This window comes from Puerhibacterium sp. TATVAM-FAB25, assembly GCF_046535855.1.
Taxonomy (GTDB): domain Bacteria; phylum Actinomycetota; class Actinomycetes; order Actinomycetales; family Cellulomonadaceae; genus Puerhibacterium; species Puerhibacterium variabilis_A.
This window is the reverse complement of the sequence record NZ_JAXUAK010000010.1, coordinates 43,807-57,507: the sequence shown is the minus strand read 5'-3', so window position 1 is coordinate 57,507 and position 13,701 is coordinate 43,807. Positions and strand designations below refer to the sequence as shown.

The 13,701-nt window shown below is 75.7% G+C and carries 13 protein-coding genes; 8 read left to right on the top strand and 5 right to left on the bottom strand.

The window, feature by feature from the left end; translation table 11 throughout:
• Nucleotides 1–64: 64 nt before the first annotated feature.
• Complete coding sequence (locus tag U5M74_RS10755; RefSeq protein WP_410908890.1) at nt 65–1,426, top strand: PP2C family protein-serine/threonine phosphatase; 1,362 nt, start codon at nt 65–67, stop codon at nt 1,424–1,426.
• A gap of 67 nt (nt 1,427–1,493) precedes the next feature.
• Here the strand turns inward: U5M74_RS10755 and U5M74_RS10750 are convergent, their stop codons facing one another.
• The 5 genes from U5M74_RS10750 to U5M74_RS10730 form a co-directional block, all read right to left on the bottom strand.
• A complete protein-coding gene (locus U5M74_RS10750) occupies nt 1,494–1,919 on the bottom strand; it encodes an ATP-binding protein (RefSeq protein ID WP_410908888.1) in 426 nt (141 codons plus the stop codon).
• Nucleotides 1,916–2,263: an STAS domain-containing protein gene (locus tag U5M74_RS10745; RefSeq protein WP_410908886.1), complete on the bottom strand. Its 348-nt coding sequence runs from the start codon at nt 2,261–2,263 to the stop codon at nt 1,916–1,918. Before U5M74_RS10745 ends, U5M74_RS10750 begins: the two co-directional genes overlap by 4 nt.
• 96 nt (nt 2,264–2,359) lie before the next feature.
• Nucleotides 2,360–3,310, bottom strand: coding sequence for a sugar phosphate isomerase/epimerase family protein (locus U5M74_RS10740; RefSeq protein ID WP_410908884.1), 951 nt, complete (start codon nt 3,308–3,310; stop codon nt 2,360–2,362).
• Nucleotides 3,307–4,497 carry a dihydrodipicolinate synthase family protein gene (locus tag U5M74_RS10735; RefSeq protein WP_410909010.1) on the bottom strand — a complete coding sequence of 397 codons (1,191 nt, stop codon included), beginning with the start codon at nt 4,495–4,497 and terminating at the stop codon, nt 3,307–3,309. Before U5M74_RS10735 ends, U5M74_RS10740 begins: the two co-directional genes overlap by 4 nt.
• 119 nt (nt 4,498–4,616) lie before the next feature.
• Nucleotides 4,617–5,777: a Gfo/Idh/MocA family protein gene (locus U5M74_RS10730; protein WP_410908882.1), complete on the bottom strand. Its 1,161-nt coding sequence runs from the start codon at nt 5,775–5,777 to the stop codon at nt 4,617–4,619.
• 216 nt (nt 5,778–5,993) lie between these two features.
• Between U5M74_RS10730 and U5M74_RS10725 the strand changes: the two genes are divergently transcribed.
• The 7 genes from U5M74_RS10725 (at nt 5,994) to U5M74_RS10695 (ending at nt 13,683) form a co-directional block, all read left to right on the top strand.
• A complete protein-coding gene (locus tag U5M74_RS10725) occupies nt 5,994–7,010 on the top strand; it encodes a LacI family DNA-binding transcriptional regulator (RefSeq protein ID WP_410908880.1) in 1,017 nt (338 codons plus the stop codon).
• 150 nt (nt 7,011–7,160) lie between these two features.
• A complete protein-coding gene (locus U5M74_RS10720) occupies nt 7,161–8,090 on the top strand; it encodes a sugar phosphate isomerase/epimerase family protein (protein WP_410908878.1) in 930 nt (309 codons plus the stop codon).
• A gap of 138 nt (nt 8,091–8,228) precedes the next feature.
• Nucleotides 8,229–9,968, top strand: a complete 1,740-nt coding sequence (locus U5M74_RS10715; RefSeq protein ID WP_410908876.1) for a dihydroxyacetone kinase family protein — start codon at nt 8,229–8,231, stop codon at nt 9,966–9,968.
• Nucleotides 9,968–10,462, top strand: a complete 495-nt coding sequence (locus tag U5M74_RS10710) for a ribose-5-phosphate isomerase (protein WP_410908874.1) — start codon at nt 9,968–9,970, stop codon at nt 10,460–10,462. The genes U5M74_RS10715 and U5M74_RS10710 overlap by 1 nt, the downstream gene beginning before the upstream one ends.
• Nucleotides 10,462–11,259: a triose-phosphate isomerase family protein gene (locus tag U5M74_RS10705; protein ID WP_410908872.1), complete on the top strand. Its 798-nt coding sequence runs from the start codon at nt 10,462–10,464 to the stop codon at nt 11,257–11,259. The genes U5M74_RS10710 and U5M74_RS10705 overlap by 1 nt, the downstream gene beginning before the upstream one ends.
• 58 nt (nt 11,260–11,317) lie before the next feature.
• Nucleotides 11,318–12,280, top strand: coding sequence for a 3-hydroxyacyl-CoA dehydrogenase family protein (locus tag U5M74_RS10700; RefSeq protein WP_410908870.1), 963 nt, complete (start codon nt 11,318–11,320; stop codon nt 12,278–12,280).
• Between the two features lie 77 nt (nt 12,281–12,357).
• Nucleotides 12,358–13,683: an MFS transporter gene (locus tag U5M74_RS10695; RefSeq protein ID WP_410908868.1), complete on the top strand. Its 1,326-nt coding sequence runs from the start codon at nt 12,358–12,360 to the stop codon at nt 13,681–13,683.
• Nucleotides 13,684–13,701 lie beyond the last annotated feature (18 nt).

Sequence of the window (13,701 nt, the reverse complement as noted above, 5' to 3'; positions counted from 1 at the left end):
CTCGTTCCCATGCACCGACCGGCCTCGGGATACCCTGGGCCAGCGAGAGCCCGGAGGAGGGCAAGTGACACTGTCTGCCACGCCCGAGCCCGGGCACGCGCCGTTCTCTGTGGAGACGGCGCGCGACCTCGCTCGGCGTGCCATCGAGGCGTTCGACCGCGCGCAGCCGGAGGAGCTGCGGCCCACCGCCGTGCGGCACGTCCGCACGCTGCTCGACGCCCTGGTCGACCAGACGCGCGCGGTGCAGCGGGCGGCCGAGAGCGTGGCTGAGCGGCAGGCGGAGAGCCGCCGCCAGGAGCGCGTGCTCGCGCACCTCGCCGCCGACTCGCGCGACGAGACCGTGCCGCTGGGCATCGCCATCACGCGCTCGGGCTGGACGCGGCGCCTCGTGAGCGCCGACGGCGCCATCGTGCGGGCCGAGGAGCGGGTCACGTTCGTGGGCGAGGTGCCCGAGGACGACGAGGCGCAGCTCGCCCTCATGGACTTCGTCGCCGACGCCGGGGACGAGGTGGTGCACACCGACGACCTGGTCGCGGACGCGCCCGAGGTCGCCGTGAAGGCCCCCGGCGTCCGCAGCGTCATGGGCATCGCCCTGCCCGAGCGGCAGGTGCTGCTGTGGCTGCGCTCGCCCGCCCCCGACGGCACGACGACGCCGTGGACGGCCGACCAGGTGGAGAGCGCCGCCGCGCTGCGGGGCCACCTCGTCGAGGCGCTCTACCTGCGCGGCCGCAAGGAGGTGCGGGCCACCGGCGAGCTGCAGCGCAGCCTGCTGCCCACCAGCATGCCGCGCGTGGCGGGCTGGTCGATCGAGGCGCGGTACGAGGCGGCCGGGTCCGGGCTCGTGGGCGGCGACTGGTACGACGCCCTGCGCCTGCCGTCGGGCCGGCTGGCGCTCGTGGTCGGCGACGTCACCGGGCACGGCCTGCAGGCGGCGGCGACGATGGGCCAGCTGCGCACGGCGCTGCGCACGGGCCTGGTGACCACGGGGTCGGCGCGCGACGCGGTCGCCGCCCTGTGCGAGACGGCCCGCTGGACGCTCCCGGGCGAGGTCGCGACGCTGTCCGTCGCCCTGCTCGACCCGGTGACCGGCGAGGTCGAGCACATCGCGCTCGGCCACCCGCCGCTGCTCGTCGTGGGCCCGGACGGCACCCCGCAGTGGGGGCCGCGCGCCGCGCAGCCGCCGCTGGGGCTGGCCCGCGAGGTCCCGGACCCGGTGCGCGTCACGGTGCCCGAGGGCGGCGCGCTGGTGCTGTTCAGCGACGGGCTGGTGGAGCGGCGCGGGGAGTCGATCCTCGTGGGGCTCGGCCGGCTCGAGCGGGCGTTCGTGCTCGGGGCGGACACCGACGTCGACACGGTGGTGCGGCGTGCGCGCGACGCGGAGTCGGCGGACGACGCGACGCTGCTGGTGGTGCGCCGGGACGCGTGAGGCCCGGGGGCTGCGGCCCAGGGATCGAGGACTCGAGCCGTCGAGGCCGACGGCCGGGCGGCGGCCGTCAGGGCGTGGCGAACAGCGCCCAGACGTGCTTCTCGTCGTCGCCGTCGCGGAACCAGCCGAGCTCGCGCGCGGCGCGGCGCGCCAGCTTGAGCCCGAACCCGCCGGCCCCGGGCTCGCGGTGCGCGGCGATGACGGGCGGGACGTCGGGGCGGTGGTCGACGACGTCGACCGTGGCCGTGCCCTCGTCGCACAGCAGCCGGACGGCGAACGGCGGGCTGCCGTGCCGCAGGGCGTTGGTGGCGAGCTCGCTCGCCACGAGCACGATGCGCTCGAGCTCGGCGGCCGCGCTCTCGCCCTCGGGCAGGGTGTCCCGCAGGTGCGCCAGCAGGTGCGAGCGGACGCCCGACAGGTCGTCGACGGACCGGATCGTCCAGCGCGCCACCTCGGTGAGCGTCGCCGGGGGCGCCAGCTCGACGAGCGTCACCGCTCGTCCACCCCGCGACCGCCCACCGGGACGGCGTCACCCGCGCCCTCGTAGGTGAAGAGGTCGGTCACCCCGGTCAGCTCGAGCAGGTCCCGGATGTGGTCGGGGACGCCCCGCAGCAGCGGGGGCTCGGGGGTGAGCGAGGCGGCGTGGTAGAGCAGCCGCAGGCCGCCCGAGTCCATGAAGGTCACGCGGGTCGCGTCGATCACCAGGCGGCCGTGGACGGCACCGGCGGCCTCGCTGAGGGCGTCCTCGACGTGGGCCTGGACGGCCGCGTCGATCTCGCCGCTCATGACCCACAGGGCGCCGCCGTCCTTCACCTGGACGTCGCCGTGCTGCGTCACGCTCGTGCCCTTCCGTCGCACTGCTCGACCCTCGTGGGTCGTACGGTCACAAGGATCGAGCGTACCCGCCCGCCGGGGGCCGACGGTGCCGACCGCTCAGGAGGCCCGTCGTGCGGTCGGTGCGGCCGGCGTGGTCAGCGCGGGCAGGACGTGCCGCGCGTACCGGTCGGCCACCGTGCGGGCCGTGGCGGCCGGGTCGGCGGCCCAGACGCCCTCGTGGAAGATCTCCGTCTCCACGAAGCCCGCGTAGCCGGCCTCGGCGACCCAGCGCGTGACCGTGGGGAAGTCCACGTAGCCGTCGCCCACGTGCCCCCGGGAGTGCAGCGGGTCCGCCGCGAGCGGCAGCACCCAGTCGCACACCTGGTACCCGGCGATCCGGCCCTCCTGCCCGGCGCGGGCGACCGCCTCGCGCAGCTCCGGGTCCCACCACACGTGGTAGGTGTCCACGACGACGCCCACGACGTGCGCCGGGAACGGGTCGGCCAGGTCGAGCGCCTGGTCGAGGGTCGACAGCACCCCGCGGTCGGCGGCGAACAGCGGGTGCATGGGCTCGAGCACGAGGCGGACCCCGTGCTCGGCGGCGACGGGGGCGAGGTCGGCGAGCCGGTCGGCCACCCGGCCACGCGCGGCCACGACGTCGCGGTCGCCGGGCCCGGCGTCGGGCCGCGGGCCCTGGCCGAACCCGCTGACCGCCGGCAGGCCGCCGACGACGAGCACGAGCTCGCGGGTACCCACGGCCGCGGCCTGCTCGATCGCGCGCCGGTTGTCGTCCAGCGCGGCGGCGATGCCGGCGTCGTCCGCCGCGGTGAGGAACCCGCCGCGGCACAGGGAGGAGACCCGCAGCCCCGCCTCGGCGACGACGCGGGCGGCCTTCTCGGTGCCGACCTCCTGGACGCGGTCGCGCCACAGCCCGATCGCGCCCATCCCGGCCGCGGCGGCGACCTCCACGGCCTCGGCCAGGGTGGCGTGCTTGACCGTGGCCTGGTTGAGCGAGCAGCGGCTCAGGTCGGGCGTCGTGGCCGCCGTCGTGCCCGGCGCGGCGCTCACGCGTCCACCCCCGCCGTGACCAGGAACGCGCGCAGCCGCGCGGCGGCGGTGGGCGGGTCGAGCAGCAGCCCGCAGCCGTCGGCCAGGCGGGCCAGCTCGACCAGGTGCGGCACCGACCGGCCGGCGTGCAGGCCGCCGACCAGCTGGAAGCCGGGCTGGAACCCGTTGAGCCAGGACAGGAAGGCCACGCCGGTCTTGTAGTAGTACGTGGGCGCGCCGAACAGGTGGCGACCCAGCGCCTCGGTGGACGCCAGGACGGCGTGGCCGCGCGCGGCGCCGTCCGGGTCGCCCGCCGCGCCGGCGTCGAACGCCTGCAGCGCCGTCGAGGCCGCGGGGAAGATCGCGGCGAAGACGCCGAGCAGCGCGTCGCTGTGGCCCTCGGCGTCGCCGGCGATCAGCTCGGGGTAGTTGAAGTCGTCGCCGGTGTAGAGCCGCACGGGCGAGCCGTCCAGGGCGGCGAGCGCCCGGCGCAGCCGGACCTCGTGCGCGGCGTCCAGCAGCGACACCTTGACGCCGTCCACCTTGTCCTGGTGCGCGCGGACCACGTCGAGGAACGTCGCGGTGGCGGCGTCGACGTCGTCCGATCCCCAGTAGCCGGCCAGGGCGGGGTCGAACATCGTGCCGAGCCAGTGCAGGACGACCGGCCGGTCGGCCTCGGCGAGCACGGCGTCGTAGACGCGGGCGTAGTCGTCGGCCGAGCGGGCCGCGTGCGCCAGCGCGCGGGAGGCCATGACGATGACCTGCGCGCCGGCGTCCTGCACCACGTGCACCTGCTCGCGGTAGGCGGCCACGACGGCGTCGAGCGCCGCGGGGTCGCCGGGCCGCCGGCCGGCGACGACGGCGGGGTCGAGCTGGTCGGTGCCCGCGCCGCAGGCGATCCGGCCGCCCGCGGCGCGGGCCTCGGCGGCGGAGCGGCGCACCAGCTCCTGGGTGGCCGGCCAGTCCAGGCCCATGCCGCGCTGGGCGGTGTCCATCGCGTCGGCGACGCCCAGGCCGTGCTCCCACAGCCGGTGGCGGTAGGCGAGCGTGGCGTCCCAGTCGACGACGGCGGGGGAGCCCGGCACGTTGGCGGCCCCGACGACGGGCACCACGTGCGCGGCGGCGAACGCGACGCGCGAGGTCAGCGGCGCCGTCGGGCGTGTCCACGGGCCGGGGGCGCTGAGCTCGCGGAGCTCGGTGCCCGCCACGCGACCGGCGGCGTCGAACCGCGGCAGGCGCACGGTCACCCCGCTGGGGCCGAGCGCCGGGGCGAGCCCGGCCGCGCCGGGGCGGCCGGTGGTGCGGCCGGCGGTGGTCGCGGGCGCGCTCACAGCGTGATCACCGGGACGTCGAGGCGGCGGCCCTCGGCGGACGAGCGCAGGCCGAGCTCGGCGAGCTGCACGCCGCGGGCGGCGGAGAGCAGGTCGAAGCGGTGCGGGCGGCCGGCGACGACGTCGCGCAGGAACTCCTCCCACTGCGCCTTGAACCCGTTGTCGAGGTCCGCGTTGTCGGGGATCTCCAGCCACTGGTCGCGGAAGCGCTCGGTGGTGGGCAGGTCGGGGTTCCACACCGGCTTGGGCGTGGCGGAGCGCGGCTGCGCGACGCACCGGAACAGGCCGGCCACGGCGGAGCCCTCGGTGCCGTCCACCTGGAACTCCACGAGCTCGTCGCGGTGCACCCGCACCGCCCAGGAGGAGTTGATCTGCGCGACCACCGGGTCGCCGGCGGGGGTCTCGAGCTGGAAGACCCCGTACGCCGCGTCGTCGGCGGTGGCCGCGTACGGCCGGCCCTGCTCGTCCCAGCGGGTGGGGATGTGCGTGGCGGTCTGGCTCGAGACCGTGCGGACGGTGCCGACGATGCCCTCGAGCACGTAGTTCCAGTGGCAGAACATGTCGGTGGTCATGCCGCCGCCGTCCTGCGCCCGGTAGTTCCACGACGGGCGCTGGGCCGGCTGCACGTCGCCCTCCCACACCCAGTACCCGAACTCGCCGCGCAGCGACAGGATGCGGCCGAAGAAGCCCTCGTCGACGAGCCGGCGCAGCTTGACCAGGCCGGGCAGGTAGAGCTTGTCGTGCACGACGCCGGCGGTGACGCCGACCTCCTCGCGCAGCCGCGCGAGCTCGACGGCCTCGGCGAGCGTCTCCGCCGTCGGCTTCTCCGTGTAGACGTGCTTTCCGGCCTGCATCGCCTTGGTGAGGGTCTTGGCCCGCAGCGCGGTCATCGAGGCGTCGAAGACGACGTCGGTGGCCGGGTCGGCGATCACGTCGTCGAGGTCGGTGGTCCACTCCGCCACGTCGTGCTGCGCGGCGAGCTCGCGCAGGCGCGTCTCGTTGCGGCCGACGAGGACGGGCTCGACCTGCACGCGCGTGCCGTCGGGCAGCAGGACGCCGCCCTGCTCCCGCAGGGGCAGGATCGAGCGGAGCAGGTGCTGGCGGTAGCCCATGCGTCCGGTGACGCCGTTCATGGCGATCCGCAGGGTGCGGGTCATCGGGACTCCTTCGTCCGGTCGGGCGGCGGCGCGGCCGGGAGCACGCCGTCCGCCGCGCGTGGCGGTGCGCTGGAATGCGCTTTCCAAGACCGTAGGGCGCGCCGTGCGACCGCGTCAAGGGTCGGCGCCGTCGCGCCGCGGGGGGCGGGGCCCCCGGCCCGCGCGCCCCGCCCCGCCGGGGCCGCGTTCGCCGTAGGGTTCCTGCGGAGGTGGGCAGTGGGCAGACCACGGTTGCAGGACGTCGCCGAGCGCGCGGGCGTGTCGCTCGCGACGGCGTCGCGCGTGCTCAACGGCTCGAGCCGGACGCCGGCGCCCGAGCTGGTGGAGCGCGTGCGGGCCGCGGCGGCCGACCTCGGCTACGTCGTCAACGCGCAGGCGCAGGCGCTCGCCAAGGCGCGCACCGGGCTGCTCGGCCTCGTGGTCCAGGACATCTCGGACCCGTACTTCTCCTCGATCGCCGCCGGCGCGCAGGCCGAGGCGCGCGCGCACGGCCTGCAGCTGCTGCTGGCCAGCACCGACCGGGAGCCGGTCGCCGAGCGGGACGCCGTCGCGGCCTTCGCCGCGCACCGCGCCGACGCGATCGTCGTCGTCGGCACGCGCTGGGCCGGGCCGGACGACGCGGCGCTCGACGCCGAGCTGCGCCGGTACGCCGACGTCGGGGGGCGCGCCGTCGTCGTGGGCCAGCCGCTGGACGCCGCTGCCGTGGTGCGCCCGCCGAACGCCCCCGGCTCCCGGGCCCTGGCCGAGGCGCTGCTCGCCGAGGGCCACCGCCGCTTCGTCGTCGTGGCGGGCCCGCAGGAGGTGGTCACGGCGGGCGAGCGCGCCGACGCCTTCGGCGCGGCGGTGCGCGCCGGCGGCGGCTCGCTCGAGCGGGTCGAGGCGCCGGAGTTCTCCCGTGACGGAGGGTTCGCGGCCGCGAGCCAGGTGGCCGCGCTGGCCGGCGACGGCGGCGGGCGCCCCTGCGTCTTCGCCGTCACCGACGTCATGGCGATCGGGCTCATCGCGGGCCTGCGCGAGCGCGGGGTCGGCGTCCCCGCGGACGTGCTCGTGGCCGGCTTCGACGACATCCCGACGCTGCGCGACCACGTGCCCGCGCTGACGACCGTGCGCGTGCCGCTGGTGGAGATGGGCCGGCTGGCCGTGCGGGTCGCGCTGGGGGAGGCTGACGAGGTCGGCGGCGACGGCGGTGCGCTCGCCACGCAGGTGCTGCTGCGGGAGTCGACCGCGCGCTGACCGCGCCGACCGCGCCGACCGCACGCAGCGGGGCGCTGGCCTGCGGCGGCGCCCGAGAGCGCCGCCCGCGCCGGCGCCACGGTTGACGCCGGAGGCGCAACCGTGTTTCCTATAGGAAACACGAAGACGTCCGATCGACGGAGATCACCAGTGCGCACTGCAGACACCTGGCCCATCGCGGCCAACATGCTGTCCTTCGGCTCGACGGCGGCCGACGGGACCCCCAACCTCGAGGCGCCCGCCGAGTCGTGGCGCTCGCAGCTCCAGCAGGTCGCCGACCTCGGGTTCACCGACGTCGACCCGACCGACGCGTGGCTGTCGATCGGCGAGCTGACCGACGCGCGGTTCGCCGAGCTGCTCGAGGTCCTCAAGGAGGTCGGCCTGGCGGTCCCGTCCGTCTCGACCACGCGCCGCAGCGTCGTCGACGCCGAGCGCGGGGACGACTACCTGCGCATCGGCCACGCGATCATCGACCGGGCGCCGGCGCTCGGCGCCGAGGTCGTGAACTTCGGCTTCATGCAGGACCTCACGCCGGCGCAGCGCAAGGCGCTGTGGTTCTGGCTCGCCGAGGGGCACCACGACCCCGTCGACGACCCCGAGGCGCGCGCCGAGGCGGTCCGCCGCATCCGCGAGCTGGCCGACCACGCCGCCGAGGTGGGCGTCGCGATCAGCCTCGAGATGTACGAGGACACCTTCATCGGCACCCCGGACCTCGCCGTGCGGTTCGTCCAGGACGTCGACCGCGAGAACGTGGGCCTCAACCCCGACCTGGGCAACCTGGTGCGCCTGCACCGCCCGATCGAGGACATCCCCACGATGTTCGAGAAGGTCCTGCCCTTCACGAACTTCTGGCACATCAAGAACTACACGCGCGACGAGGACCCCACGACGGGCACCTACGCGACGCACCCGGCCCCGCTGGTCTCGGGCGTCGTGAACTACCGCGCCCACATCCGCCGCGCGCTGGAGCTGGGCTTCGAGGGCGTCTTCGTCTGCGAGCACTACGGCTCCGACAGCCTCGGGGTCGCCGCGATCAACCGCGACTACATCCGCGGCGTGCTGCGCTCCGCCGGGCGCTGACACCCTCCGCGCCGGTGGGCGCCGTGCGACCGCCGGCGCCCACCGGCGCCCACCGGCGCGACCGCCGGCACCCCGTGCCGGCCGCTGCCGACACCTCCCGACGACACCCCTGACGACACGAGCAAAGGTGCAGGTCTCATGACGTACGTCCACAACCGGCCGGAGGACTTCGCCCGCGAGGCGCTGTCCGGCCTGGTCAAGGCCCACCCCGGCCGGCTGCGCGCCGTGCCCGGCGGGATCGCCCGCGCCGAGGGCACGCGCCCCGGCAAGGTCGCCGTCGTCGTCGGCGGCGGCTCGGGCCACTACCCGGCGTTCGCCGGCGTGGTCGGCGAGGGCCTCGCCGACGCGGCGGTCTGCGGCGAGGTGTTCGCCTCGCCGTCCACCCGGCAGGTCATCGACGTGTGCCGCGCGGCCGACGCCGGTGCCGGCGTGTGGCTCTCGTTCGGCAACTACGCCGGCGACGTGCTCAACTTCGGCGCCGCCGCCAGCCGGCTGCGCGCGCAGGGCATGGAGGTCTCCGTGCTCGCCGTGACCGACGACGTCGTCTCCGCGCCGCCGGAGCGCGCAGCCGAGCGTCGCGGCGTCGCGGGCGACCTGGTGGTGTTCAAGGTGGCGGGCGCGGCCGCGGAGGCCGGCGCCGACCTGGCCGAGGTGACGCGCCTGGCCGCGCACGCCAACGACCGCACCTTCTCCTTCGGCGTCGCCTTCGACGGCTGCACGCTGCCGGGTGCCGAGCAGCCGCTGTTCCACCTCGACGAGGGCGTGGTCGGCTGGGGCCTGGGCATCCACGGCGAGCCCGGCGTGGGCGAGGAGCCCCGCCCGTCCGCCGCGGTGCTCGCGCAGGAGATGGTCGACCGCGTGCTCGCCGAGCGCCCCGCCGACGCCGACGGCCGCGCCGCCGTGATCCTCAACGGGCTGGGCGACGTCAAGTACGAGGAGCTCTTCGTCCTGTGGGACCGCGTGAGCGACCTGCTCGCGGAGCGTGGGGTCACGCTCGTCGCGCCGCTCGTCGGCGAGTACGTCACCAGCCTCGACATGGCCGGTTGCTCGCTCACCGTCGCCTGGCTGGACGACGAGCTCGAGCCGCTGTGGCTGGCACCCGCCGACACCCCGGCGTTCCACCACGGCTCGTGGCGCGCTGCCCCCGAGACCCCGGCGCCCGAGGCCGTCGCCGAGCCCGAGCCCGCGCTGACCGCCGCCGCGACGGACGCCGGCCGCCGCGCCGCCCGCCAGGTGGCCGACGTGCTGTACCGCTGGCAGGAGGCGCTGCACGGCGCCGAGGACGAGCTCGGCCGGCTCGACGCGATCGCCGGCGACGGCGACCACGGGCGCGGCATGTGCCGCGGCATCGACGCGGCCGTCGCGGCCGCCGACGTCGCGCTGGCCGCCGACGGCGACGCGCCGTCCGTGCTGCGCCGCGCCGCCGACGCGTGGGCCGACAAGGCCGGCGGCACCTCCGGCGCCCTGTGGGGCGTGGGCCTGCTGGCGCTGGCCGACGTGCTGCCGGTGGACGCCGACGTGTCCGCCGACGACGTGGTCCGCGGCGTGCGCGCCTTCCACGACGCGGTCACGGGCATCGGTGGCGCGCGCCCGGGCGACAAGACGCTCGTCGACGCGCTCGCCCCCGCGACCGAGACGCTCGTCGCCGCGCACGGCGACGGCGCCGACCTGGCCGACGCCTGGCGCGCCGCGGTGACCGCCGCCCGCGCAGGCGCCGAGTCCACGAAGGACGTCGCGGCCCGCCGCGGCCGCTCCCGCGTGCTGGGCGACAAGAGCCTCGGCGTGCCGGACCCGGGCGCGACGTCGCTCGCGATGCTCCTGGCCGAGGCGGGCGCCGCGCTCGGCGCCCCCGCTGACGAGACGAAGGTGGGTTCCTGATGACCGACACGCTGCGCCTGGTGGTCGGCTCCGACGACGCGGGGTTCGACTACAAGGAGATCCTCAAGGCCGAGCTGGAGAAGGACGACCGCGTCGCGTCGGTGGTCGACGTCGGCGTGGGCTCGGACGAGCACACGCACTACCCGTACGTCGGCGCCGCCGCGGCACGCATGGTGGCCGCCGGCGAGGCGGACCGCGCCCTGCTGGTCTGCGGCACCGGCCTCGGCGTGGCCATCTCGGCCAACAAGGTGCCGGGGGTGCGCGCGGTGACCGCGCACGACTCCTTCTCCGTCGAGCGCTCGGTGCTCTCCAACGACGCACAGGTGCTGTGCCTGGGCCAGCGCGTCATCGGCATCGAGCTGGCCAAGCGCCTCGTGCGCGAGTGGCTCGGCTACCGGTTCGACCCGTCCTCGTCGTCCGCGCCCAAGGTCGCGGCGATCGGTGAGGTCGAGGCCGCCGCCGGCACCGCCCCCGAGGCCGTCGGGTCCTGCTGATGTCCTCGACGCCGGAGCCCACGGCGACGCCGCGGCCGCCGCTGGTCGCCGTCTCGCTCAAGGCCTACCTGGGCGCGGCGGCCACGACGGACTGGCTGGCCGGGGTCCGCGACCTCGCCGCCGGCGAGGGCGTCGGCGACGGCACGGTCGAGCTCGCGGTGCTGCCGTCGTTCCCGCTCGTGCCCGTCGCGGCGCGGGTCCTGGAGGGCACCGCGGTGGCGTGGGGCGCGCAGGACGTCGCGCCGTCCGACGCCGGGGCCCAGACCGGCGAGGTCACCGCGCCCCTGTTGGCCGAGCTCGGCTGCCGGTACGCCGTCGTCGGGCACGCCGAGCGGCGGGCCCGGTTCGGCGACACCGACGAGGTCGTGCGCGCCAAGGTCGCGCGTCTCGCCGAGGCCGGCGTCGTGCCGCTGCTGTGCGTCGGCGAGACCGAGCGCCTGCCGGCGGACGAGGCCGCCGACGTCGCCGCCGCCCAGCTCGCCGACGCCCTGACGGGCACCGGCGCCACGGACGTCGTCGTCGGGTACGAGCCCGTGTGGGCCATCGGCGCGCCCGAGCCCGCCGGGCCCGAGCACGTCGTCGCCGTCGCGGACCGGCTGCACGCCGCCCTCGCCGGGCTGGGCGTGCCCGGCCGGGTCGTCTACGGCGGGGCGGCCGGCCCCGGCACCCTCACGGCCCTCGCGCCCGCGGTCGACGGCGTGTTCCTCGGCCGCTTCGCCCACGACGTCGCCGCGCTCGGCGACGTCCTCGCCGAGGCGCGCCGCGTCGCGGCGCCCGGTGCCGCGGTCACGCGCTGACCGGTCGCACCCCACCCCTGTTCCCTCGCACCACCGCACCACCCCTAGGAGGACCACCATGGTCACCAGCATCAGCACCGTCGCCGTCGTCGGGGCGGGCTACATGGGCGGCGGGATCGCCCAGTCCCTCGCGCTGGCCGGGCTGCCCGTCACCATCGCCGACGTCTCCGCCGACGCGGCCGCGGCGGCGCTCGAGCGCCTGCTCGCCGAGGCGCGCGAGTTCGAGGACGCCGGCCTGTTCGACACCGGTGCCACCGAGACGATCCGGAAGAACCTCACCGCCGCCCCGTCGATCGAGGAGGCCGTCGCCGACGTCGACTTCGTCGAGGAGGCCGTCTTCGAGCAGGTCGACGTCAAGCACGACGTGCTGGCGCGCATCTCCGCCGCGGCGCGGCCGGACGCCATCATCGGCTCCAACACCTCCACGATCCCCGCGCGCACGCTGGCCACCGCGGTGCAGCACCCCGAGCGGTTCCTCACGGTGCACTTCTCCAACCCGGCGCCGTTCATCCCGGGCGTCGAGCTGGTGCTCGGCGACCGCACCGACGAGGCTGTCGTGCCCGTCGTCAAGGAGCTGCTCGCCCGCGCCGACCGCCAGGCCGCGATCGTCGCCGACGTGCCCGGCTTCGTGCTCAACCGCCTCCAGTACGTGCTGCTCAAGGAGGCCATGTCGATCGCCGAGGAGGGCATCGCGAGCCCCGAGGACGTCGACACGATCGTGCGCACCACGTTCGGGTTCCGCCTGGGCTTCTTCGGCCCGTTCGCCATCGCCGACCAGGCCGGCCTCGACGTCTACGCCGGCGGCTTCCGCACCTTCGAGGAGGCCTTCGGCGAGCGCCTGAGCACCCCGCAGCTCATCAAGGACGCCGTGGCCGACGACCGCCGCGGTGTCAAGAACGGCAAGGGCCTGCTGCGCGACTACACCCCGGAGCAGGTCAAGGCGCTGGTCGCCTACCGCAACAAGGCGTACAGCGAGATGGGTCGTCTGGTGCGCACCCTCGGTCCGGCCCCGACGGCCTGACGCGCCCCCGTCCCCTCCCTCCCGCCCTCTCCCTGGCCGGGCATCGCTGCCCGGCGCCGAAGACACAGGAGTCTTTCGTGGTCAACGAAGCCGCCCTCGTCAAGCGCATCACGACGAAGCTGCTGCCGCTGCTGGTCATCCTCTACACGGTCGCCTACGTCGACCGCTCCGCCGTCGGGTTCGCCCAGCTGCACATGGGCGCCGACGTCGGCATCGGCGACGCCGCCTTCGGGCTCGGCGCCGGGCTGTTCTTCATCGCGTACTTCCTGTTCGAGGTGCCGAGCAACGTCCTGATGCAGAAGTACGGGCCGCGCATGTGGTTCGTGCGCATCCTGGTCACCTGGGGCCTCATCACGATGGCGATGGCCTTCACGCAGGGGCCGATCAGCTTCTACGTGCTGCGCTTCCTGCTCGGCGTCGCCGAGGCGGGCTTCTACCCGGGCGTGATCTTCTACCTCACGACCTGGTTCCCGCACCGGCACCGCACGAAGGCCACGGGCACCTTCGTGATCTCCGCGCCGCTGGCGTTCCTCATCATGTCGCCGCTGGCAGGCTGGCTGCTCGGCGTCTCCGGCCTCGGCATGGTGGGCTGGCAGTGGCTGTTCCTCGTGGTCGGCGCCGCCGCGGTGCTCATGGCCATCCCGACCTGGAAGCTCCTGCCCGAGAACCCGCGCTCGGTGTCGTGGCTGTCGGCCGACGAGGTCGCGTGGATCGAGGGCGAGCTGGAGAAGGACAAGCGCGAGCGCGGCCAGGAGGACGGCAAGAACCCGCTGCGCACCCTGCTCGACAAGCGCGTGCTGACCTTCGCCCTGCTGTTCTTCCCCTCCACCGTGGGCGTCTACGGTCTGTCGTTCTGGCTGCCGCAGGTGGTGGACAGGTTCTCCACGTCGAACATGCAGACCGGTCTGCTCACCGACATCCCGTACGTCTTCGCGCTCGTCGGCGTGCTGGTGACCTCGCGCTGGGCGTCGAAGAAGTTCTCGGAGAACTGGGTGCCGCTGGCGGTGCTGTTCCTCGGTGCCGGCATCGGCATGGGCGCGAGCGCGTTCTTCACCTCGCCGGTGGCGCAGCTCGCCGCGCTCTCGCTGGCGGCGTTCTGCGTGTACTCGATCGCCGGCGTGTTCTGGGCGCTGCCCAGCGGCGTGCTCGCGGGGGCGACGGCCGCCGTCGCCATCGCCGGCATCAACTCGTTCGGCAACCTCGGCGGGTTCATCGGCCCGTACGTGGTCGGCATCTTCACCGAGGCCTCGGGCAGCACCGCGGCAGGCATGTACTTCCTCATGGCCGTGCTGTGGCTCGGCGCGGTCGGCACCTTCGCCGCGCGCGGCGTGGTGCAGCGCATCCAGCGCCGCGCCGTCGGGCAGCCCGAGGCGGCCCCGGCCACCGGGACCGCCGCGCGCTGACGCGGCACGGGCCGGCGT

Bases quoted from the DNA above. Each gene is read 5' to 3' on its own strand.
- U5M74_RS10730 (WP_410908882.1), bottom strand. From the start codon at position 5,777: ATGACCCGCACCCTGCGGATCGCCATGAACGGCGTCACCGGACGCATG.
- U5M74_RS10715 (WP_410908876.1), top strand. From the start codon at position 8,229: ATGACGTACGTCCACAACCGGCCGGAGGACTTCGCCCGCGAGGCGCTG.
- U5M74_RS10710 (WP_410908874.1), top strand. From the start codon at position 9,968: ATGACCGACACGCTGCGCCTGGTGGTCGGCTCCGACGACGCGGGGTTC.
- U5M74_RS10705 (WP_410908872.1), top strand. From the start codon at position 10,462: ATGTCCTCGACGCCGGAGCCCACGGCGACGCCGCGGCCGCCGCTGGTC.
- U5M74_RS10700 (WP_410908870.1), top strand. From the start codon at position 11,318: ATGGTCACCAGCATCAGCACCGTCGCCGTCGTCGGGGCGGGCTACATG.